Source organism: Grimontia celer, assembly GCF_900055185.1.
GTDB lineage: Bacteria > Pseudomonadota > Gammaproteobacteria > Enterobacterales > Vibrionaceae > Enterovibrio > Enterovibrio celer.
Genome location: NZ_FIZX01000001.1, coordinates 1,531,178 through 1,554,398 on the forward strand (window position 1 = coordinate 1,531,178; position 23,221 = coordinate 1,554,398).

Annotated in this window: 21 protein-coding genes; 17 read left to right on the forward strand and 4 right to left on the reverse strand. The window is 48.2% G+C overall.

From position 1 onward, the window contains the following. Window positions 1-62: 62 nt before the first annotated feature. From GCE9029_RS06795 to GCE9029_RS06820, 6 genes are all read left to right on the forward strand, one after another. Window positions 63-695, forward strand: a complete 633-nt coding sequence (locus GCE9029_RS06795; RefSeq protein ID WP_062662015.1) for a sigma-70 family RNA polymerase sigma factor — start codon at window positions 63-65, stop codon at window positions 693-695. Further along, window positions 688-1,356 (forward strand): ChrR family anti-sigma-E factor, encoded by a 669-nt coding sequence (locus GCE9029_RS06800; RefSeq protein WP_062662017.1) that lies wholly within the window; start codon window positions 688-690, stop codon window positions 1,354-1,356. Before GCE9029_RS06795 ends, GCE9029_RS06800 begins: the two co-directional genes overlap by 8 nt. Before the next feature lie 319 nt (window positions 1,357-1,675). Then, window positions 1,676-2,914 carry a serine/threonine transporter SstT gene (gene sstT / locus GCE9029_RS06805; RefSeq protein ID WP_062662019.1) on the forward strand — a complete coding sequence of 413 codons (1,239 nt, stop codon included), beginning with the start codon at window positions 1,676-1,678 and terminating at the stop codon, window positions 2,912-2,914. Window positions 2,915-3,163: 249 nt separating this feature from the next. Continuing rightward, window positions 3,164-3,712: an ECF-type riboflavin transporter substrate-binding protein gene (locus GCE9029_RS06810; protein WP_062662020.1), complete on the forward strand. Its 549-nt coding sequence runs from the start codon at window positions 3,164-3,166 to the stop codon at window positions 3,710-3,712. 8 nt (window positions 3,713-3,720) lie between these two features. After that, on the forward strand, window positions 3,721-5,415 hold the full coding sequence (locus GCE9029_RS06815; RefSeq protein WP_062662022.1) for an ABC transporter ATP-binding protein: 1,695 nt from the start codon (window positions 3,721-3,723) through the stop codon (window positions 5,413-5,415). Next, the gene (locus tag GCE9029_RS06820; RefSeq protein ID WP_062662024.1) at window positions 5,412-6,251 is read left to right on the forward strand and encodes an energy-coupling factor transporter transmembrane component T family protein; all 840 of its coding nucleotides are present in this window, start codon (window positions 5,412-5,414) and stop codon (window positions 6,249-6,251) included. The genes GCE9029_RS06815 and GCE9029_RS06820 overlap by 4 nt, the downstream gene beginning before the upstream one ends. A gap of 47 nt (window positions 6,252-6,298) precedes the next feature. Here the strand turns inward: GCE9029_RS06820 and mlc are convergent, their stop codons facing one another. Beyond that, entirely contained in the window at window positions 6,299-7,513 is a 1,215-nt protein-coding gene (mlc, locus tag GCE9029_RS06825) for a sugar metabolism global transcriptional regulator Mlc (RefSeq protein WP_062662026.1), read from the reverse strand. A gap of 260 nt (window positions 7,514-7,773) precedes the next feature. Between mlc and queE the strand changes: the two genes are divergently transcribed. Next, on the forward strand, window positions 7,774-8,436 hold the full coding sequence (gene queE, locus GCE9029_RS06830) for a 7-carboxy-7-deazaguanine synthase QueE (RefSeq protein ID WP_062662028.1): 663 nt from the start codon (window positions 7,774-7,776) through the stop codon (window positions 8,434-8,436). Between the two features lie 86 nt (window positions 8,437-8,522). On the opposite strand, the gene queD is transcribed toward queE, so the two are convergent. After that, the gene (queD, locus tag GCE9029_RS06835) at window positions 8,523-8,885 is read right to left on the reverse strand and encodes a 6-carboxytetrahydropterin synthase QueD (RefSeq protein WP_002535034.1); all 363 of its coding nucleotides are present in this window, start codon (window positions 8,883-8,885) and stop codon (window positions 8,523-8,525) included. A gap of 349 nt (window positions 8,886-9,234) precedes the next feature. On the opposite strand from queD, the gene asnS reads away from it, so the two are divergent. Together asnS and GCE9029_RS06845 are read left to right on the forward strand one after the other, a co-directional pair. Further along, window positions 9,235-10,635 carry an asparagine--tRNA ligase gene (gene asnS / locus GCE9029_RS06840; RefSeq protein ID WP_062663150.1) on the forward strand — a complete coding sequence of 467 codons (1,401 nt, stop codon included), beginning with the start codon at window positions 9,235-9,237 and terminating at the stop codon, window positions 10,633-10,635. Between the two features lie 315 nt (window positions 10,636-10,950). Further along, the gene (locus GCE9029_RS06845) at window positions 10,951-12,144 is read left to right on the forward strand and encodes an amino acid aminotransferase (protein ID WP_062662030.1); all 1,194 of its coding nucleotides are present in this window, start codon (window positions 10,951-10,953) and stop codon (window positions 12,142-12,144) included. A 124-nt stretch (window positions 12,145-12,268) separates the two neighbouring features. Here the strand turns inward: GCE9029_RS06845 and folE are convergent, their stop codons facing one another. Then, window positions 12,269-12,925: a GTP cyclohydrolase I FolE gene (gene folE, locus GCE9029_RS06850; protein ID WP_062662032.1), complete on the reverse strand. Its 657-nt coding sequence runs from the start codon at window positions 12,923-12,925 to the stop codon at window positions 12,269-12,271. 344 nt (window positions 12,926-13,269) lie between these two features. Between folE and moeA the strand changes: the two genes are divergently transcribed. The 8 genes from moeA to GCE9029_RS06890 all read left to right on the forward strand — a co-directional run bounded on the left by moeA (window position 13,270) and on the right by GCE9029_RS06890 (window position 21,513). Further along, the gene (moeA, locus tag GCE9029_RS06855) at window positions 13,270-14,505 is read left to right on the forward strand and encodes a molybdopterin molybdotransferase MoeA (protein WP_062662034.1); all 1,236 of its coding nucleotides are present in this window, start codon (window positions 13,270-13,272) and stop codon (window positions 14,503-14,505) included. Window positions 14,506-14,513: 8 nt separating this feature from the next. After that, a complete protein-coding gene (moeB, locus tag GCE9029_RS06860) occupies window positions 14,514-15,263 on the forward strand; it encodes a molybdopterin-synthase adenylyltransferase MoeB (protein WP_062662036.1) in 750 nt (249 codons plus the stop codon). A gap of 154 nt (window positions 15,264-15,417) precedes the next feature. Further along, on the forward strand, window positions 15,418-17,037 hold the full coding sequence (locus GCE9029_RS06865) for a putative bifunctional diguanylate cyclase/phosphodiesterase (protein WP_062662038.1): 1,620 nt from the start codon (window positions 15,418-15,420) through the stop codon (window positions 17,035-17,037). 200 nt (window positions 17,038-17,237) lie between these two features. Continuing rightward, the gene (locus GCE9029_RS06870; RefSeq protein ID WP_062662040.1) at window positions 17,238-18,059 is read left to right on the forward strand and encodes a phosphate ABC transporter substrate-binding protein; all 822 of its coding nucleotides are present in this window, start codon (window positions 17,238-17,240) and stop codon (window positions 18,057-18,059) included. A 92-nt stretch (window positions 18,060-18,151) separates the two neighbouring features. Next, the gene (gene pstC, locus GCE9029_RS06875; protein WP_062662042.1) at window positions 18,152-19,063 is read left to right on the forward strand and encodes a phosphate ABC transporter permease subunit PstC; all 912 of its coding nucleotides are present in this window, start codon (window positions 18,152-18,154) and stop codon (window positions 19,061-19,063) included. 20 nt (window positions 19,064-19,083) lie between these two features. Next, window positions 19,084-19,914, forward strand: a complete 831-nt coding sequence (gene pstA, locus GCE9029_RS06880) for a phosphate ABC transporter permease PstA (protein ID WP_197475326.1) — start codon at window positions 19,084-19,086, stop codon at window positions 19,912-19,914. A gap of 35 nt (window positions 19,915-19,949) precedes the next feature. Further along, a complete protein-coding gene (gene pstB / locus GCE9029_RS06885; RefSeq protein WP_231870078.1) occupies window positions 19,950-20,714 on the forward strand; it encodes a phosphate ABC transporter ATP-binding protein PstB in 765 nt (254 codons plus the stop codon). A 352-nt stretch (window positions 20,715-21,066) separates the two neighbouring features. Further along, window positions 21,067-21,513: an META domain-containing protein gene (locus GCE9029_RS06890; RefSeq protein WP_062662049.1), complete on the forward strand. Its 447-nt coding sequence runs from the start codon at window positions 21,067-21,069 to the stop codon at window positions 21,511-21,513. A 47-nt stretch (window positions 21,514-21,560) separates the two neighbouring features. Here the strand turns inward: GCE9029_RS06890 and GCE9029_RS06895 are convergent, their stop codons facing one another. Continuing rightward, entirely contained in the window at window positions 21,561-23,126 is a 1,566-nt protein-coding gene (locus GCE9029_RS06895; protein WP_231870047.1) for a CHASE domain-containing protein, read from the reverse strand. Between the last annotated feature and the right edge of the window lie 95 nt (window positions 23,127-23,221).

The window sequence follows — 23,221 nt, forward strand, 5'->3', positions numbered from 1 at the left end:
AGTGATCCAAATTTGAATTTAATTCGTTTCGACTGATAAGACATTTAAAGGACACAATCATCATGGAACTGGTCGAAAGCACTTATAATTCAAGCAACCAGAAGCGATCAAACAGTCGGTCATCTATGTCTACACCTACTCCTGAACATTTGGCGGAGTTACTCACACTCGTTGCGAACAACAGAGACGATAAGGCTTTTTCAAGCCTCTTTAGTCATTTCGCGCCGAAAATCCGAGCTTATGGTCTCCGCCATCTCAGAGCAGACGGCCAAGCGATGGAGTTGGTGCAAGAAACCATGATATTGGTTTGGCGCAAAGCACACTTATACGACGGTTCCAAAGGCGGGGCATCCACCTGGGTCTTTACTATCATGCGCAACGTGAGTTTTGACATGCTCAGAAAAGTGAAGAGCAACAGAGAAGATTGTTTGAGTGGCGACATTTGGCCGCTCATTGATGGAGAGGTCGGCGATCAAGAAGACGAAGCTCTGCAGGATCAGATCCAAACTCAACTTCTCTCTTACATCGATTTGCTTCCTGATCTTCAGCAGCAAGTCGTGAGAGGCGTCTACTTGAAACAACTGACACACCAAGAACTCGCAGATCAGCTCAACGTACCACTTGGCACAATTAAGTCGCGTTTAAGACTGGGTTTACAAAAACTGCGTAGTCATCTGGAGGTAAACAATGATTAAGTACCATCCGTCTGAAGCTTTACTAGCGTCGCACGCGGCGGGTGAATTACCGGCGTCAATGTCTATCGCCGTAGCAGCTCACTGCGAACTGTGCCCTTGCTGTGCAGAAAAGCTCGCACATTATGAGGCAAAAGCCGCAGACGCAGCATTTAATGACGACAATGTTATTGAGCAAGAAAACGTCCAAGAAGACATTTTTGCCGATATGATGGCGTCCATCATCAGCGGAGAAAGCGCACCATTGACGAAAGTCTCCGCGTCACCTATCTCGGAGATCGAGGTCGCTGGTGAGCGTTACAATTTGCCCACTGCACTCCGCCGCTACCACCATCTAGGCTGGAGCTCGATTGGTGCTATCAGCCGAGCCAGGCTTCCATTGAATGAGGGTGATACACGAGCGAGCCTGCTTCATATTGGTATGAATGGTAGTGTTCCAAGCCACACACACAAGGGAATGGAAGTAACGCTGCTATTGAGTGGTCATTTCGAAGACGAGCATGACAAATATGTCCCAGGCGATTTTATCGTTCTTGATAGCTCGAATCATCATACGCCACAGACCCATGATGGCTGCCTATGCTACACCGTTGCTGATGCTCCACTTCACTTTACCAAAGGGGTGAGCCAGCTGCTGAACACCGTAGGCAGGGTTATTTATTAAAGCTATAAGTTAAGCATTATACATTCATAGCTCATCTAAAGCGCCCTGTGGGGCGCTTTTTTATTGGCTTCATTAACAACTGATAAACAGTAATTTATCCAACACATTACATTATTCATTACACATATACCGTTATAAAATCATGCATATGCGATCTGATTGTATATTTTATATCATTTTCCGCTTTACAGAACGGCAGCCCTCCTGATTTAATCCAACCGCTAACCTCGTGTTAACAGTTTTACCTCAAGCGTGATGACGTTTGAGGCTTTGTAGGTTATGGGGCCCCAAGACCCTTACACAGTGAAGTGAGAATATAATGAAGCAAACACAATCTCCTCTCGCTCGCATTGCCAATGCCAGTCTGGTTGTCCAGATTCTGGTCGGTATTATTGCGGGTGTCGCGTTGGCAAGTTTTTCGCCAGAAAGTGCCAAAGCCGTTGGATTCCTGGGCGAACTTTTTGTCAATGCATTGAAAGCTGTTGCGCCAATTCTGGTATTCATCCTGGTTGCCGCATCCATTGCTAATCAACGCAAAGGCCAACACACACATCTTCGTCCAATCGTTATCCTTTACCTTGTTGGTACCTTTGCAGCTGCACTGACAGCAGTAACCATGAGTTTCCTGTTTCCAACGGAACTGACGCTAACAGCCTCTGACGCTGCAATCGCACCGCCTGAAGGTATTGTTCAGGTCATCACTACCCTACTGTTCAGCATCGTTGACAACCCAATCAATGCCCTGATGAATGGCAACTTCATCGGTATTCTTGCATGGGCAACCGGTTTAGGGATTGCTCTTCACCACGCGAATGACACCACAAAAACCGTATTCGGTGATGTTGCGGAGAGCGTGTCTTTTATCGTTCGTAACATCATCAAACTAGCACCACTGGGTATCTTTGGTCTGGTGGCGAAAACCTTTGCGGAAACTGGTTTTGAAGCACTAATGGGCTATGCTCACCTGCTGGCCGTTTTACTTGGAAGCATGGCGATCATCGCACTGGTCGTTAACCCAATTATCGTCTACTTCAAAACACGCTCTAACCCATACCCATTGGTGTTCCAATGCCTGCGTGAAAGTGGCATGACCGCCTTCTTTACGCGAAGCTCCGCTGCCAACATCCCTGTGAACATGCAGCTATGTAACCGTTTGAAGTTGGACAAAGATACTTACTCAGTGTCAATTCCACTGGGCGCAACCATCAACATGGGTGGTGCGGCGATTACCATCACAGTGCTGACGCTGGCGGCAGTTAACACTCTGGGCATTAAGGTAGATCTGGCAACTGCACTTCTGCTAAGCATCGTTGCGGCAGTTTCAGCATGTGGTGCGTCTGGTGTGGCTGGTGGTTCTCTACTGCTGATCCCTCTGGCGTGTAATCTGTTTGGCATTCCTAATGATGTGGCGATGCAAGTTGTCGCGGTAGGTTTCATTATCGGCGTGGTTCAGGATTCAGCTGAAACCGCACTGAACAGCTCAACAGACGTAGTATTTACTGCGGCGGCTTGTCGTGAAGTAGAGCGAAAAGCGGTACTGGAAAAGCTGGCGAAATAGCAACCTATTCCCATCTTATGAGAAAGGCGCTTCGGCGCCTTTTTTATTGGTTCTCAATTTCGCTCCGTTCAAAGCTTCATCAAACGTCTATCTTGGTTTACAGAAAGGTTTAGACGTCTAGACTGATAGCTTTCCTTTCTCCAAATTTATCCTATATAATTCCGCCTCATTTTTTGCGAGCCACTTAAAATAATTGCATTACGAAGCGCCCTGGCTCGCCTTCGATAAGCCGGGCGCGAAAGGTTATCTATGAATTTCTCTGCAAAAACAGTCGTTATCATTGCCATTGGAGCCGCGCTCTACGGCATCGGTGGTTTACCCATGTTTGGTATCCCCGTTTTTGCCAACACCACACTGAAACCTGCTATGGCGATTCTGGCGCTATTCAGCGTGCTCTTTGGCCCAGGTGTCGGTTTTTTTGTTGGCTTCATTGGCCACTGGGTGACAGACCTTTTCGCAGGATGGGGCGTATGGCTGACCTGGGTATTGGGGTCAGGTATTGTCGGTATGATCATCGGCCTCTTCCCGGTTCTAACCAGAAAGCGCCTCAAATACGGCCACTTCAAGCTACCTGATGTGTTCCTGTTTTCGCTGTTAGCATTGCTCGGCAATGTGGTCGGTTACGGCTGCTCAGCTTTTCTTGACACTATTTTGTACGCAGAACCTTTCACCAAGGTGTTTATCCAGCTTTGTATCATTGCCGCTGGTAATGCTTTGCTCGTGTCAGTCGTCGGCTACTTCATCCTGCAATCTGTCGCCAAGCGCAATAGCCAGTGCCGTAACCTGACTGAGGCCTGACCATTTCCATGACCATCGAATTTAAAAACTTCAGCTTCCGTTACGATGCGCTGGTAAACCCGACGCTTAAAAATATCAATCTGCGTATTGAGAACGGTGAAAAAGTCCTGATTATTGGCCCAAGTGGAAGCGGAAAATCCACGCTGGGTCAGTGTATTAACGGTTTAATTCCTCATGCTGTAGAAGGCGATATTTCTGGCGAACTTTTTATCGGCGGTCACAACGCTAACACCATGTCGTTGGTTCAGCATACCGAACAAGTCGGCACCGTTTTGCAAGATACCGACAGCCAGTTTGTTGGTCTAACCGTAGGTGAAGACATCGCTTTCGCGCTGGAAAACCAACAGGTTTCAGTTGCTGATATGTACCCTGTTGTGAAAGCTACTGCCAAGATGGTTGAGCTGGAAACTCTGCTAAACCATGCGCCTCATGATCTATCCGGTGGCCAGAAACAACGTGTATCTCTTGCTGGCGTGCTGGTCGACGATGTCGATGTGCTGCTGTTTGATGAACCGCTAGCCGCTCTTGATCCAAAAACAGGCAAGCGCACCATTGAAGTTATCGACCAACTGCACCGTGATACCGGTAAAACTATCATCATCATTGAGCACCGTTTGGAAGATGTGCTGACCCAGCATGTTGACCGCGTGATACTGATGGATAACGGCACCATAGTGGCAGACACCACGCCGAATGCGCTGATAATGTCTGGTTTGCTTGAAACTCATGGTATCCGCCAACCGCTCTACTTTTCTGCTCTCAAACATGCAGGTTGTCAGCTGGCTGAATCCGATTCTCCTGCCTATCTGTCAACGCTACCCGTCGAGAAGTTCAAAGAGTCGCTCCAACATTGGGCAACAGCGAACAACGCTTCTGCTCGCAAAGAAAATCAGCAGCCTTTGCTAGCTGTGGAAGGACTCACCTACTCCTATGACGGTGAGAAAAATGCGCTTGAAGACATTTCCTTCACTGTTCACCGCGGCGAATTGGTATCCATTCTCGGTAAAAACGGTTCGGGTAAATCTACCATCACCAAGTTGGTGATGGGTGTTTTAGAACCGGACTCAGGAAGCATTACTTTCGAAGGTCAGGGTTTCAATCAGCTGTCGATTTTTGAGCGAAGCAAGAAAGTCGGCGTCGTAATGCAAAACCCTAATCATATGATTTCCCACCACATGATCATGGATGAAGTGGCATTCGGCCTGAAAAACCAAGGTTTGGATGACAAAGAGATCGAACAACGCTGTCTTGAAGTACTTGAATTTTGCGGTCTGAGCAAATACCGACACTGGCCAGTTGATGCGCTCAGCTACGGCCAGAAGAAACGTGTCACTATCGCTTCTATTCTGGTGATGGAGCCTGAACTGCTAATTCTGGACGAGCCGACTGCGGGTCAGGATTACCGCAACTACACCGCGATGCTGTCCTTTATCAAACGACTCAACGAAGAACGCGGAGTAACAGTGATGATCATTTCCCATGACCTGCACCTGGTGCTTGAAAATACCACCCGTTCGATCGTAATTGCTGACAGTAAGTTGATTGCTGATGCACCAATGACTGACGTCTTTAGTCAGCCGGCTTTATTAGAGAGTGCCAACTTAACCACCACCAGCCTTTATGAGCTGGCAGAGCGGGCTGATATCAGCGATATCAATGGATTCATGCAGCAGTTTATTGAGACAGAGAGCAACGCCAAATGAAAGCATCCAAAATGAAGTTTGGTATCAACTACATTGATACTCAATCGCCACTTCATGCGCTGAATGGCATCACCAAATTTGCCCTCTTCATGGCTTGGGTGACCGTCGTATTAACAACGTTCGACTTGCGCATTATCGTAGTAATGGTACTGCTTGGTCTGGCTTTGTTGAAAATGACAGGCGTGGCTTTTCAGGTCTACAAACCGCTTTTGCTTGGTACCTTGAGTGTGCTGAGTATGAATGCGGTGTTCATGTTTCTGGTTGCACCACAACAAGGCTCTGAATGGACAAATACTACGACCGAGATTTTTGCGTTACCGGGTAACTATTCGCTGACTCAGGAAACCCTGTTTTACCTACTGACGGTCACGTTGAAATACTTCAGCATGTTCCCTATCGCTCTGGTATTTGTGTTTACCACTCACCCAACGGAATTTGCGTCTAGCCTGAACCGCATTGGTGTTCCTTACAAAATTGCCTATGCCGTCAGTCTGACACTTCGCTATTTACCGGAGGTGAAGAACGATTTCGTCAATATCATGCATGCGCAGCAAGCTCGCGGCGTGGATTTCTCAAAGAACGCACCTCTGATGACACGTTTCCGTGGTGTGGCAAAAATCCTGATCCCGTTGATTTTCTCCAGCTTGGACCGCGCTGACGAGATCTCGAATGCGATGACGCTTCGCGGGTTTGGGCGCAATACATCGCGCACCTGGTATAACGAACGTCCACTTGTGGCGAAAGACTGGAGCATGTTGGCACTGATTGCCATCTGTGTTGCGCTCGCACTGACTAAACGTTCACTCGACAACGGTGTCGTCTGGTATCCGCTGTAAACGAAAAAAGGAGCCGCTGGCTCCTTTTTCAATCTGCAGAATATAACTCAGCCTTCCAGCACCTTCATCAACAGATAGCCGTCGTACATAGCGCGCTTAACCAGCGCGGCACCCGGCATGGTTGCCTGTGTGTAGAAGTGGCTTTCCTCAAGCATCAGGTTCTCAAAATAGTGCGGAAGCGTTTGGTTCTGAATGCGTTCCATAATGGCTGGATACAACACAGATTTCGCCTGGTTAAATTCACCGCCAATCAAGATCCGCTCTGGGTTAAACAAGTTCACCACGATAGCAATTGCCTGGCCCAGGTTGTGCCCCAGCTCAGTGATCACTTTTACGGCAACGCCATCACCGTCCACTGCCGCTGCACACAGAGAATCAATCGTCAACGGTTTGTCTTGCAATACGCTCTCATGGCCTTGGTTCAGCAGTACCTGTGCATCTTCCAACACAGCTTGCAAGCTCGCCACTGTTTCCAAACAACCGCTATTACCGCAATAGCAGCGCTTGCCGAAAGGTTTAATCTGAATATGGCCCAATTCGCCGATGTTACCCACCTGGCCTTCAAGCACTTTCCCGTCAATCATAATGCCAGCGCCAACACCGTGATGAATGGAAATCAGTACCGAGTTTTCGACATCACGTGCGTTGCCAAATAGCTTTTCAGCCAGAGCCCAAGAACGGGTGTCATTACCGATAAAGACCGGCAAACCTGTTGCACGATGAATCGCGGGCCCTAACGGCATGTTGTGAACATCATAATGTGGCATTTGAATTACAATGCCCTGAGCACTGTTGACTAAACCAGGAAGTGAGACAGCGATGGCAGTAACACGGTCAACGACATTGGAATGTGTTGAGAAGAACTGATTGATATGCTGCTGAATCAGTTCAAGCAATATGTCCTGCTCGAGAACCAGAATATCGTGACGTTCCTCCACCAGAATGTCGCCACCCAATTCATGTAACGCCAGCGTCAGATACCCACGCCCTAAGCGGATGGAGAGGAATTGCCAGCCTTCATTATTCAGCACCAAACCAATCGCAGGACGCCCACGGCTGACAGGTTCACCGTATTCGGTCTCCTTGACCAAATGCGCTTCAATCAATTCTCGGGTAATTTTGGTAATACTGGCAGGCGCTAACTGGCTGCGCTTAGAGAGTTCAATTCGGGAGATTGGCCCTAGCTGATCGATCAACTTATATACTGCTCCAGCGTTGTTACGCTTGATGTGATCTATATGTCCTGGCTGGGCGAGGATCATCCCATGCTCCCTGTGAATTTCTTTAATATTGAATTTTTTTACTTTGCGAAGTAATTGTGAAGCGTCATGAGATAATGTCGTGAACCACGTCACGAGCTAATTGATTTACCGCATAGACAAATTGTTCAGTTTCCTAAAATCAACAAGTTAGCGACATTTCAATCTGTAACAGATGTTTCTGTTCATTTCTGGTCAAGACAGCCACGACTGAAACTGACATAATCTGCCCCCTCTTTAGAATCAGTGACTGTTATAGCGGTATGTACAACGTCAACGAAATTTTCGAAACCATTCAGGGCGAAGGGACCTTCACCGGCGTGCCTTCTGTCTTTGTTCGCCTCCAAGGTTGCCCTGTGGGCTGCCCTTGGTGCGATACGCGTCAGACGTGGGATACCCTTCCAGCAGACGAACGGGACTTTGGTACCATCATCACCAAAAACGGCGACAGCCCGCTGTGGACCCAAGTAACTGCTGAAGAGGTCATCACACATTTGCAGGCCAGCTACAGCGCAAAACATGTAGTGATTACCGGTGGTGAACCTTGTATGTTTGACCTCCTTCCTCTGACTTCACTATTAGAATCAGAGGGTTATCGTTGCCAAATCGAAACCAGTGGCACATACGCTGTGAAGGCTACACCAAACACTTGGGTGACGGTTTCTCCTAAAATCAACATGCGTGGAAAACTGCCTGTGCTGGCAGAAGCACTTAAACGTGCGAATGAAATTAAGCACCCTGTTGGCACGGAAACAGATATTGAGAAACTTGACGAGCTACTGAAAGATACTGATTTAACTGGAAAAGAAGTTGCTCTTCAGCCTATCAGCCAAAAAGCACGTGCGACAAACCTGTGTATTGAAGTCTGCATAAAAAGAAACTGGCGTTTATCAATACAGACGCATAAGTATCTAGAGATTGCCTGAATTAAGCGCATAGACTGCTTATTTTTCAAGGCATAAAAAAAGGGCCAATTGGGCCCTTTCTTATTCAACGATTAATATCGAACCACTCACTCGCCTGTGTAAATACAGCCAGCAGTACAGGTTTCTTTAATCATCACTTTGCTCAAGATTGGAAGTTCAGGCTTGAGCTGATCCCAAATCCACTTTGCCAACACTTCACTGGTTGGGTTTTCCAGACCTTCAATATCATTCAGATAGTAGTGGTCAAGACGATCATAAATCGGTTTGAATGCTTGTTTAATCTCGGAGAAATCAATCACCCAGCCAGTATGTGGGTCTACTTCGCCTGCTACATAGATACGAACCAAAAAAGAGTGGCCATGTAGACGCCCACACTTATGCCCCTCTGGAACATTCGGCAGTCGGTGTGCCGCTTCAAACATGAATTCTTTAAACAGTTCGGTATGCATTTTTAGCGTTCCTGTGATCGAGAGTTTTTACATTGCGCGGCGATGCTACTCAATTATTGCGTTGAGCTCAAACTGAATCAGTTCTGAAGCTTTTCCTGTTTGTACGGGACAACCCCAATGAAGTTAACACAAACCTCAAAGTGAAAAGGAAAAACAAATACTGTTTTAACTCTCCACCTTCCGAATTTAGCTGGTTTTTTCTTCGATCTCATCGCACCATCAATCCTCAGGACACCTGCATCTTGAGGTAGCTCAGGTATGCGGGTAAACTTGCCAGTCCTAGTGCGAATTATCCTAATCCGACGACTCTGAATCGTCGGATATTCTTCAACGGAGTTAGATGCAAATTATGAACTATGTGCCTGTAGCAGACGTCCTGCACGGCAAAGCGGCAGTAGACACAGAAGTCACTGTTCGCGGTTGGATCCGCACACGTCGTGATTCAAAAGCCGGTATTTCTTTCCTTGCCATTTATGACGGCTCTTGTTTTGACCCTATCCAGGCGGTTGTTCCTAATGAGCTGAATAATTACCAGGAAGAAGTATTGCGTCTTACCACAGGCTGCTCTGTAGAAGTTACAGGTAAAGTGGTAGAAAGTCCGGGACAAGGTCAGGCATACGAACTGCAAGCAACTAACGTGAAAGTAGTTGGTTGGGTTGAAGATGCAGACACGTACCCAATGGCGAAAACCCGTCACTCAATTGAGTACCTGCGTGAAGTGGCTCACCTGCGCCCACGCACCAACGTCATTGGTGCGGTAGCACGTGTACGTAACTGTCTGGCACAAGCGATTCACCGCTTCTACCACGAGCAAGGTTACTTCTGGGTATCTGCTCCACTAATCACTGCGTCTGACGCTGAAGGTGCTGGTGAAATGTTCCGCGTTTCTACACTGGACATGGAAAACCTGCCTCGCACTGACAAAGGCGACGTTGATTACAACGAAGATTTCTTCGGTAAAGAAACCTTCCTGACCGTATCTGGTCAGTTGAACGCAGAAGCTTACGCTTGTGCGATCAGCAAGGTTTACACCTTCGGCCCAACTTTCCGTGCTGAAAACTCAAACACCAGCCGCCACCTTGCGGAATTCTGGATGGTTGAGCCAGAAGTCGCGTTTGCAGAGCTTGACGATGTCGCGAAGCTGGCAGAAGACATGCTGAAGTTTGTGTTCAAAGCCGTGCTTGAAGAGCGCCGTGACGACTTAGAATTCTTTGCTCAGCGTATCGATAAAGAAGCCATCAGCCGTCTTGAGAAGTTTGTTGATTCTGATTTCGCTCAGGTGGACTACACCGATGCTATCGACATCCTTATCAAATCAGGCAAGAAGTTCGAATTCCCTGTTGAGTGGGGTATCGACCTGGCTTCCGAGCATGAGCGCTTCCTGGCAGAAGAACACTTCAACGCGCCAGTTATCGTGAAGAACTACCCGAAAGACATCAAAGCTTTCTACATGCGCTTGAACGACGACGGAAAGACTGTTGCTGCAATGGACGTTCTGGCACCTGGCATCGGTGAAATCATCGGCGGTGCACAGCGTGAAGAACGTCTGGATGTACTTGACGAGCGTATGCGCGCGATGAACATCGACCCAGAGCACATGAACTGGTATCGCGACCTGCGCCGTTACGGCACTGTGCCACACGCTGGTTTCGGTCTGGGCTTCGAGCGTCTGGTATCTTACGTGACGGGTATGGGCAACGTTCGTGACGTTATCCCATTCCCACGTACGCCACGTAGCGCAAACTTCTAATCCATTTTGGATTTTTAAAAGGTCGCGAAAGCGGCCTTTTTTGTCTGTAATTTTTCTTCATCTGGTGCGCGAAATTCTCGTCTTCTCTGGCACGTCCGACTCCCCTTCTCATGGGTGTTTCAGGATTTTGTGTCACTCCTCCAAAACTTGTCTGTTCCACATCACGCCAATAAGAAAAGATAGAGAAATAGAGGCTTTGTTGGCATCCGGCAGCCAAGTGATAGCTAATCGTAAAAAATCCTTAAATTTCCGTTTTATTACGATCAGCCAAATGTTATAAAAAAAGAAAGTTACTAACGCCATGGATGAACGAAGATGTTTGAAAAAATTGCTGCGGCTCCCGCCGACCCTATTCTAGGCCTAACCGAAGAATTCAAAGCCGATGCCCGTGCTGAGAAAATCAATTTGGGTGTAGGTATTTACAAGGATGAATCCGGAAACACCCCTGTTCTGGCAACCGTTAAAAAAGCAGAAGCTGTTCTGCTGGAAAACGAAACCACCAAATCTTACCTGGCGATTCCAGGTACCCCTGAATACGGTCTGGCAGTGCAAAAACTGCTGTTCGGCGCTGACGCTCCAGTAATTGCTGACAAACGTGCGCAAACTGCACAAGCTCCGGGTGGTACCGGCGCACTTCGTCTGGCAGCTGAATTCATTAAACGCCAACTTGGCGACGTGAAAGTTTGGGTGAGCAACCCAACTTGGGCAAACCACAATGGCGTATTCGCAGCGGCGGGTCTGGAAGTCGCACAGTACAGCTACTACAACGCAGAAACCAAAGACATGGATTTCGACGCGATGTTGGCTGACCTGCAAACCGCAAACGCTGGTGATGTTGTGCTTCTGCACGGCTGCTGCCACAACCCAACCGGTATCGACCCAGATGCTAGCCAATGGCAACAACTGGCAGCACTGGTGAAAGAAAAAGGTCTTCTGCCTCTGTTTGACTTCGCTTACCAAGGTTTTGCAAAAGGCGTTGAAGAAGATGCTGCAGGTCTGCGTATTTTTGCAGAAAGCTGCTCAGAGCTTCTAGTCGCAAGTTCATTCTCGAAAAACTTCGGTTTGTACAATGAGCGTGTTGGTGCATTCACATTGGTAGGTCAATCTGCTGAGCAAGCAGCAACTGCATTCAGCCAAGTGAAGAGCATTGCGCGTGTTATCTACTCTAACCCACCAGCGCACGGCGCTGCGGTTGTGACTGTTATCCTGAACGATGCCGCACTGCGTGCAGAGTGGGAGCAGGAAGTGGCAGACATGCGTGTTCGTATTCAAGCAATGCGCGAACTGTTTGTAGCGACCTTGAAAGAAGAAGGTGTAGACCGCGACTTCAGCTTCATCGAACGTCAAAACGGCATGTTCTCTTTCTCTGGCCTGACCAAAGAACAAGTGAACCAACTGAAAGAAGAGTTCGGTGTTTATATTGTTGGCTCTGGTCGCATCAGCGTCGCTGGTATGACGCGCTCAAACATGGGCCCACTATGTAAAGGTATTGCTGCTGTTCTGAAATAATCCGGAACGGTAGAGACAGAAAAAGCGCCAATCGGCGCTTTTTCTTTTTGAGCTGCTTTATATCAGCCGGATTTATACCAATCACAGTAGGTAGGTGATCAGATATTTATTACGATTGGTATTATTAGCCGATGCCGTGAAGAAACTCAGCACGGGTTGAAGCATTCGATTTAAATATGCCACCCAAAGCAGTTGTCGTCGTCGCACTGGTAGCATCCATAACACCACGTGCTTTCACACAGTAGTGAGTAGCATTCATATGGACTGCTACGTTGTCGGTTTCCAACAATGTTTGCAGAGCAACCAAGATTTGTCGCGTCAAACGCTCCTGAACTTGCGGGCGCTGGGAAAAGAAACGAACAATACGGTTAATCTTCGAAAGGCCAATAATCTTGCTCTTGGGCAAGTAAGCCACAGTACATTTACCGTCTATCGTCACTAAGTGGTGCTCACAAGTACTGGTCAACGTAATATCTTTCACCCGCACCATCTCGTCACAGCCCATCTTATTGTCGATAACTGTAATTTTTGGGAAGTTGGTGTAATCAAGGCCAGAAAAGACCTCATCCACATACATTTTTGCTATACGGATCGGTGTTTCGGTTAAGCTGTCATCTTCTAGGTCGAGATCCATTGCAGTCAGAATCTCGCGCATGTGGTATTCGATTTTCTCTTTCTTCTCTTGGGCGGTCATCGACGAACCGGCCTGCATCGGAGTCTCAATGCCACGTGCTATCAGCGCCTCACGGACTCGTTTTGCAGAATCGCTCAATGCTGTCATAGTCATTCCTCGGATCGTTCCAATGTTATAGTTTTATTTATTACTCGCCTTTTGAGGACAAGGATCAATGTGCTGTCAGAATTTTGAAGCATAACGTTAATACTAGGAAAATTACACCTCGAATTGCGTGTGGGCATTAGTTTCCGCCCACAAAGTTTGCGATAATACCGCCTTTCTTCTACGAGCTGGGCGGAATACGCTCTGACATAAATCTCGTTGCACCGATGGCGAGAGCCAAATGTACTTCTCTATATAGAGATCATAGGCTAAGCATCAAAGTCACGTCATATGACCTGACATTCGCAATCGGCTACAGTATTCAAAAATCGAAAGAGAGTTTTTATATGGGTTGCTGCGACACGCCGGGATTGATGCCCGTTTCTGAGGCCATTACCACCCTTCTGGACAACACGACACCGCTTGCAGAAACAGAAGTGGTCTCTCTCGTGAATGCGCAAAACCGCATTACCGCGGAAGACATCCGCTCACCGCTAAACGTACCACCTTTTGCTAACTCTGCCATGGATGGATACGCACTTCGTACCAGCGATTTGGGAGAATCAAGTACCTTGACGTTGGCAGGCAAATCATTTGCCGGTGTCCCTTTTGAAGGCGAATGGCCGAAAGGCAGTTGTATTCGCATCATGACTGGCGCAGAAGTACCAGAAGGTGCAGACGCCGTTATCATGCAAGAACAAACGATGGTTGACGGCGGCCAGATCACTTTCACTGCATCAGCCCAGCCACAGCAAAACATCCGCCCGATCGGCGATGACGTTAAAGCGGGTGATGTCGTCATTCCTAAAGGCACACTACTGACACCTCGTGAAGTACCCATGCTGGCGACACTTGGCATTTCTGAGGTTACCGTTATCCGTCGACCAAAAGTCGCCTTCTTCTCTACCGGAGACGAATTGCGTCAGGTTGGTGAAACACTCGGCAAAGGTGAAATCTACGACAGCAACCGCTACACCATTCGCGCCATGCTCGAGAAGATGCATTGCGAAGCCATTGACCTCGGTGTGATTCCTGATTGTCCCGACCAACTTCGCGAGGCTTTCCTTAAAGCAGCAGCTGAAGCCGATGTGATTGTCACATCAGGCGGGGTCAGCGTCGGCGAAGCGGATTACACCAAAGATATTCTGGATCAGGAGGGTGAAGTTGGTTTCTGGAAAATCGCGATAAAGCCCGGCAAACCTTTTGCTTTCGGTAAAGTAAAAAACGCCCTTTTCTGTGGTCTTCCGGGCAACCCGGTTTCTGTGCTTGTTACGCTGCACGTCTTGGTTCAGCCACTGCTGGCTAAACTGGCAGGCCATACACAATGGCAACCGGCTATTGCACTTAAAGCCAAAGCTGAAACACGCTTTAAAAAAGCACCGGGACGCGCCGATTATCAACGCGCAATTTACCGCACAGACGAAAATGGCGACTTGTTGGTTTCAACAACGGGCAACCAGGGTTCTGGCGCATTCAGTTCTTTGTCGCTGGCTAACTGCTTTGCCGTGCTTGAGCAAGATCGCGGTCATATCGAAGTGGGCGAAACCGTTACCATTGAACCCTTTAATGCCGTGCTGAACTGAGGAAAAACGTGGATATTCTCTCTCCGGAAGAAGAACTCAGGTATAACCGCCAAATCATTCTGCGTCAGTTTGATTTCGACGGTCAGGAGGCATTGAAGAAAGGCAGTATTCTGGTATTGGGAGCGGGCGGTCTTGGCTGTGCTGCCACGCAATACCTTGCTGCCGCAGGGGTCGGGAAACAGACCCTTATTGATGACGACAAGGTTGAGCTCTCCAACCTGCAGCGCCAAGTGCTACACAGTGACGACACGATTGGTGAACTGAAAGTGGAATCAGCAGCTGCCAGTCTTCGTAAAATCAACCCACATATCGTGGTAGAAACTATTGCCAAGCGGTTGGACGACGAAACCTTAAGTCAGCTGATTCATTCTCACGACTTGGTGATGGATTGCTCCGACAATGTGGAGACCCGCAATCAGTTAAACCGTTTATGCTTTGACGCCAAAAGGCCATTGGTGAGCGGCGCTGCTATTCGGCTCGAAGGACAAATAGCGGTGTTCACCTACGGAGAGGGTGAACCATGCTACCAATGTCTCAGCGCGCTTTTCGGTGACCAGGCGCTGAGCTGTGTTGAGGCTGGAATTCTCAGTCCTGTCGTAGGCATCATTGGTGCTTGTCAGGCCCTAGAGGCTATTAAGCTATTATCAGGCTTTGCGCCTGCGCCAACGGGTAAGGTCATGCTGTACGATGCGATGACCAGCGAATGGCGCAACTTTAATCTGCCTAAATACCCAACCTGCCCTGTCTGCAATACTTAACACAACCTCATTGATTTGCTGACACTTTTCTCAATATCGACAAATCTCTACTACATTTATAACAGCTTATGCTGTCTTGGCATATCAAGGCAGCGTTAATCCTTTTCAAGGTTTGTTGACCTTAGTATTTCACCGCGGGCGAAGTGATAGGACGATGATAAAAACCGTCTCAATAGTGCTTGTCATACTTGGAATGCTCGCCCTGATTTCGGCGCTGAAATCATCGATCGCTCTATATCGCCGCGACCGTCGCCCTTCCACTTTCAGCTTCATTCCCGTGATGCTTGGTTTCGTGCTGGGCTACGTCATTTTCGCGGCCTTCTTGTCTCGTCAGCCTGAAGCCACCACGATCGAGTTCATTGTTGCTGCGGTCTTTTTTGGCGGGGGTATCTTCTGTGTCATGATCTTTGGTGTCGTCTCCCAAAGCATGGAGCGCATCGCGTTTGCGGAATTTCAACAACGTCACAACGAGTCGCATGACCCACTGACCGGCTTGCCAAACCGTCGGTTTTTGTTGAACACCATTGGACAGCAAGTCATTGACTACAACACTTCTCAACAACACTTTGCCTTGATCATTATTGATATCAATAACTTCAATAACATCAATGAAGTCTTTAGCCACCAGAAAGGTGATGTGTTACTTGCACAGTTTTCTACACGACTCAAAGAGTTTGTGGAGGATGAAATCTTCCTCGCCCGGTCCAGCGGGAACCGCTTCACCATGATTCTGAACGACCCCGAAAATATCAATATTGCCCAATACATCGAAAGTATTCAGAGCTATTTAGACCACCCACTGACAATTAATGACCACGATGTAAATCTGACCAATACCGTCGGTGTCGCGCTGTTCCCGGAGCACGGCAGCAACGCTGAAGAGGTCCTTAAGCGCGCAGAAGTCGCCATGTACAACGCCAAACGCATTCAGGCGCCCTACGCCATCTATGAACCTGCCGCTTCGAGCCACTTCTACGACAAAACAGAACTGGCTGCCATGCTGCATAATGCCGTTGAAACCATGGATTTCGAGCTGCACTTCCAGCCCGTGCTGAATGTCCATAACCCTCACAGCACTACTTTCGAGGCGCTGATACGCTGGCCACTTGGTGACGGATACAGTGTCCGCCCCGACGATTTCATTCCTATTGCTGAGCAAACCAATGCCATCAAGCAAATCACTCATTGGGTGCTTGAAACCACGGTTGCTCAACTGGCCGTTTGGCGGAAACTGTCTATTACTCCTCAAGTTCAGGTCAATCTGTCGGCCAAAGATATTGAAGATGACTCTCTGGAACCCTATTTGTCGAAACTCTTTAGCCGCTACGCGATCAACCCCGCCCAACTAACGCTTGAAATCACCGAAACCAGCATGATGCAAAATCCTGCCAAAGCGCGTTCAGTGTTAGAGAAGATCAAAAAACTCGGTGTATCGCTGAGTATTGACGACTTTGGTACTGGTTTCTCATCACTGTCGATTTTGAGCAACATGCCCATCGACGAGATTAAAATTGACCGCAGTTTTGTGACAGATCTTCTCTACAGCAGTAACCACGAAGCCATCGTCAGATCAACGATTTACCTCGCACACAGTCTGGATTGCCGCGTAGTCGCAGAAGGTGTAGAAACCGAAGCCTTGGGGCAATATCTGGTCTCCATCGGATGTGACAAAATTCAGGGCTACTGGTACGGACGCCCTATGAACCTCGCCCAAACAGACGCCTGGCTGAACGAAACGCTATTGGTCAATTCACGCGTCGCCAGTCAAAACTAAGGCAATTTTCGGCCTATCCCCCCTTCTTTTATTCACATAAACAATGTCTTTATCACAAACCATTCGACTCATATCCAACTCAATGCCTCGTCATTAATGCTTAATTTTGTTGAAACATGAGTGTCATAAAAGAGACCTAAAGTTGCCATCGTTGACTCATACACGACCTTCGAGAAAGGCAACGATTAAGGAAATCTATAATGAAATCAAAAGTATTCACCGCACTTTGTATGGCTGGCGCGCTCGTTGCTCACACTGCAACTGCTCAAGAAACAATCACAGTCTCTGGCTCAACGTCTGTAACAGAAGTCATGGAAGTTCTGGCTGAAACTTATCAGTCGCAGAACGACAAAACCTTTATCGAAGTACAAGGCACGGGGTCTTCAGCTGGCGTAAAAGCGGCAAAAAATGGTACCTCAATGTTCGGCATGGCATCCCGTGAACTGAAAGATTCAGAAAAAGAACCTGCGCTTAAAGAAACCGTGATTGCACGCGACGGTATCGCGGTTGTCGTTAACAACGCGAACACGTTGGATGACCTCACTATCGAAGACATCGCAAAAATCTACCGTGGTGAAGTGCAGAACTGGTCTCAGGTTGGTGGTGAAAACAAGCCAATCGTTGTGGTTACCCGTGATACAGCATCAGGCACCCGTGGCGCTTTTGAAGACATCATGGGTCTGAAGCGCAAAGTTAACGGCATGAAAGTGTCTGCTATCTCCCAGCGAGCTCAGGTAGGTAATGGTAACGGCGTGATCAAAACTATCGTCGCAAACAATCCATTCGCGATTGGCTATATCTCTCTAGGTTCAATTGATGAATCGCTGAAAGCAGTGAAAGTGAACGGCGTAGCACCAACTTCTGAAGCGGTCGCTGCTGGTGACTACAAAGTTGCTCGTCCATTCCTGGTGCTAAGCAAAGACGGTAAACCGTCTCCAGCGGCAGATGAGTTTCTAAAGTGGGTCGTCTCTTCTGAAGGCCAGAAAATCGTTTCAAACCAAGGCTACGTGCCAGTTAAGTAATCCCCCTTGGCCTGCCAAGTTTTGGCAGGCCACCTTTATTAAGTTTTTAAGCACTTCCCTACTGTCATCGTATGACACAAAGGACAGCAATTATGACCATCGCAACCGAACAATCCATCCAAATCCCAGCCGGAAAGCTGGGGAATGGTAAACGCCGAGATTGGCGCGAAGAAATCTTCCGCACGCTATTCCTGACAGCCGCTGCACTGGGCGTGTTATCTCTCGCGACTATCGGATACTTTATTTTCAGAGAAGGCCTTCCTGCTATTCAGGAAGCAGGTGTTACCAGTATCGTCACTGGTTCTGAATGGCTTCCACCTGCACTTTATGGCATTGCGCCAATGATCGTGGCGTCGCTGGCTTCAACTGCAGGCGCTGTCGCGTTAGGTGTGCCAGTCGCTGTACTCACCGCCGTTTTTATCGCAGAAGTCGCGCCGAAATGGCTGGCAAACATCATCCGTCCAGCCGTTGAACTCCTGGCGGGTATCCCGTCAGTGGTATACGGATTTTTCGGACTGGTGATTATCGTTCCAATGATTCAGGACGTATTCAACGTCCCAGCGGGTAACACACTGCTGGCGGGTATTATCGTCCTTGCGGTGATGATTCTGCCTACCGTTATCGCTGTCTCTGAAACTTCACTGCGCGCAGTACCGAAAGTCTATAAAGAAGGTTCTCTCGCTCTGGGTGCATCGCCGATGTTCACCACCTTTAAGCTGCTGGTGCCTGCAGCACGCTCAGGCATCATGACCGGCGTCATTCTCGGCATTGCCCGTGCGTTGGGCGAGACCATGGCCATCATTATGGTGATGGGGAATGCGCCAGCGATGCCTAACGGCCTTTTAGAATCAGCACGTACGCTGACTGCCAACATCGCGCTCGAAATGTCTTACGCGTCTGGCGTACACGCCAGCGCCCTCTACGCGACAGGTATTGTCCTTCTGGTCTTCATCATGATCCTGAACGCATCCCTGCTTTACCTTAACCGCGAAAAAGCGAGGTAATCACTGTGTTGACCCGTCAAATGAAAGACAAAATTTCGCTGGCTACCGTTTGGGCTGCTGCAGCAATGACCGTTGGTTTCCTGTTCTGGATTATCTGGTACATCCTGAGCAACGGCCTTCAATACGTCGATTGGTCATTTATCACCAGCGATTACACCCGTATCGGAGAACAGTCCGGTATCTGGCCAATGATTGTTTCAACCATCTACATGGTTATCGCATCTATATCTATCGCAGCACCTATTGGCATAATGACGGCAATCTACCTGACCGAATACGCGAAAGTCGGTAGCCGTCTCGTGAAAGTGATTCGCTTCTGTACCGAATCACTGGCGGGTATCCCGTCTATCATCTTCGGCCTGTTCGGTATGACATTCTTTGTTGCCGTGCTTGGCCTAGGTTTCTCTATCCTCTCTGGGGCACTGACGCTGAGCATTCTTATTCTGCCAGTGATTATCCGCACCACAGAAGAAGCGCTGATGGCGGTGCCGCAAACCTACCGTGAGGGTTCTTATGGTCTGGGCGCATCGAAGATATACACCATATGGAAACTGATTCTACCGAGTGCTATGCCGGGTATCGTGACTTCCATCATTTTGAGCGTAGGTCGCGTCATTGGCGAATCTGCACCGGTATTTCTGACTGCAGGCATGGTCGCACGTATCCCAGAAAGCGTGCTGGATTCAGGCCGCACACTGACTGTACACCTCTACAAATTAACCCAGGAGCTCTACACCATTCACGAATGGAACCAGGCCTATGCCACCGCGACAGTGCTGATTGTTGTCGTGCTGTTTATCAACATGCTGACCAAGCTTATCGCCAGCAAATTTAGCAAAGCCACTTACTGAGCCAGGGAGAGAACACAATGATGACTGCAACTGCAATGAACACAGCAAACAAATTCGATATCGAAAATCTGAACCTGTTTTATAACAACGGCGCTAACCACGCACTGAAAGACATCACTTTGCCGATCCCAAGTAAGAAAGTAACGGCACTAATTGGTCCTTCAGGTTGCGGTAAATCTACCCTGCTACGTTGCCTCAACCGCATGAATGACCTGATTGAAGGTGTGAAAATCAACGGTCGCTTAGAGATGGATCGCGAGAACGTTTACGGCAATATCGACATCGCCAGCCTTCGCATTAAGGTCGGCATGGTATTCCAAAAGCCTAATCCGTTCCCAATGAGCATCTACGACAACGTCGCTTATGGCCTGCGTGCCCAAGGCGTGACTGACAAGAAAAAGCTGGATGAAGTGGTAGAGAAAAGCCTGCGTGGTGCAGCGCTGTGGGATGAAGTAAAAGATCGCCTGAAATCTCACGCTTTCGGTCTGTCAGGCGGCCAGCAGCAACGTCTGTGTATCGCCCGTACCATTGCCATGGAGCCAGAAGTGATTCTGATGGACGAACCTACTTCCGCACTTGACCCGATAGCCACCAAGAAAATCGAAGATTTGATGGAAGAGCTTAAGAAGAACTACACCATCGTTATCGTGACACACTCCATGCAACAAGCGCGTCGTATCTCTGACCGCACTGCCTTCTTCCTGATGGGTGAACTGGTGGAACATGATGAAACTGCCAACCTGTTTGCCAACCCACGTGACGATCGTACCCGTGGGTATGTGAACGGTGATTTTGGTTAAAAACCAACCATTCAACACAAGAGCTTCTCATTACAACTATAACAATCGCGATGGATTATTTTGCCCCCGTCTCCCGGGGGCTTTTTTATTTCTTCGCTAAAAACCAACCCAATATAAATGACTGATATTTATAAAATATCGTCATTTCGGTTAACAAATCGTTGAAACAATTCTTAAAACGAACAAACCCTGTCCAAGTTCCGCAATTTAATACCAATTTGACAGATTTCTGACTTGCTAAGCGATTAAGATTCATAATAATCATGGAGTCAAAATATTGAACCAAGCCAATCAGGCGCTGTCTCTACGTGACGAAATGTAGAAACACTCAGAGATTAATCTGGAGTTAATAATGAAAAAGATGGCAATCGCAATGCTGGTCGCTCCTGCAATTCTGGCAGGCTGTGCAACCAGCACTTCAGGCAAAGGTGACGCAATGGAAGTGTCTAAAGCTAACATGCAACACCACAACTGGGTTTTGGAAAGCGTTGATGGTCAACCACTGAATCTGCCAGAAGGTTTTGCAGCACCAAGTCTTGAGATTGGTGAGTCATTCACAGCAAATGGCCACGGTGGTTGTAACCGTTACTTTGGTCAAGGCGAGCTGAAAGGCGATAAGTTCCGCATCGATAAGATGGCCAGCACCATGATGGCATGTCCTGAGCCGGCAATGAACCTGGAAGGTGTTATGACTAAAGTGTTGGGTGATTGGAGTGATGTGACTCTGACTAAGCAAACACTGGTTCTGGAAAACAGCGAACACGTACTGTCTTTCCAACTTCGTGACTGGGTAAACTAATTCCCTACACAAAGTGATTCAAGCATCTAGTATGAATCCAGATGCTTCTAACAGCCTCCTCCGGGAGGCTGTATGATTTCAGGCATATAGACCCAATGGAAGGTTCCTCTTCCCTCTGCCACGGCCTTGCCAAGCGCAACCTCACCATAAGCCAATACCTTAGAAGCTTCCAATGACTTTGCTTCATGTACAGTCACACCACCAATCGAGATAGAAATAATCTCTGATCCCACTTCTTTGTCGAATGGCAGTCTTAACAATTTCACTGCTTCTATGCACGCTTCAGCCATAGGCGCACCATCTTTGGTGTTTGGCAGCAGCACCGCGAAAGTTTCCCCACTGTAACGCGCCAGCAAATCACCTGGACGCTTCATGGTATCTGAAATAGCAGAACCGATAAGGCGAATCGCTTTATCCCCGGCCACACGGCCATGTTTGGCGTTGTACGTCGACATATTGTCGATTTCAATGATCATCAGGCTGATGTAGAGGTTGTCGCGCTGTGTACGACGCACTTCCGCTTGCACACTCTGCTCAAAGTACTCGCGGTTGTAATAACCCGTCAGTCCATCGCTCTTAGAGAGCTTTTCCAGTTTCTTATTGGCCTCACGAAGCTCCCGGGTTTTCTCATCCACACGCTTTTGAATCGTCAGTGCGCGGTGCTGAAGCATATAAAGCAGATAGGCAAGTAATGAGAAGATCAGCACACCGATAAAGAAGATCAGATGCGGGAAAATGCTCATTCTGGAATGAACATAAGCAGCCGATGGCGTGCCACGTAACAGCCATTCACGGCCTGCAAAGAAAATCGGCTCAGATTCGTAAGTGAGTGCTTCGACAGGCGGTTGGCCCAAGTCCACGACATTGGAGTAAATGACATCGCTTTGTTCCGAGAGCCCTTTATCCACCAACTCAAGATTGATTGACTCTTTCACGGTGTTGTTGATAGCAAGGTCAAAAATATCGGAAACATCAAACAATGCCACCAGGAAGCCGCGAAGTGCATCCTCCCTGTCCGCATCCGTTTCCGGATCGCCAAAAAATACCGGCAGCAGCATCAAGAATCCGCTGTGATCCTCAAATTCACGCTTTAGACGGATGGCGGGTGTTGCTATTGGTACGCCTCGGTACCAACTCATCTCAAGCGCGTCTTTCATCGAAGGACGGGAAGCAAGATCAAAGCCCAAGACATTTTGGTTTTGTTCATAAGGATGGATATATCGAACGGGGAAATAGCGGTTGCGCGAGACAGCAGAAACAAGGTTCCCTTCCTCATTCAGCTCGACGATTTCAAACAGCGCGAACTCCAGTGCCGCTTCTGCTTCATAAAGTTCACGATCAACTTCACTGACCACTTCCGCCCACTCCATCGCATGGATGTTGGGGTGTCTATCCATCACAGCTTGGGAGAGCTCGACAAAGGACTCTTCGTTAATGCCTTCATCCATCACAAGTTGATTTCTGAGGGCATACATAAGCTCGATACCGATGTTCAGCTCGCGCCCAAGAGATAGCGCGGCATTCTCTACGTCCTTCTGGATTTCATGTTCAATCGACTGCTGTTCAGACTGATAAAGTGACATGGCGGCAAGGAACGAAAAAAACAGCCCCACAAAGACTGTAAGTATCGTTGAATATAAAACCCGCTTCGCCATCCCTTCATCGTCCTTTTCAAGATGTTAACTAATTGTTGGACATAATCTTAGAT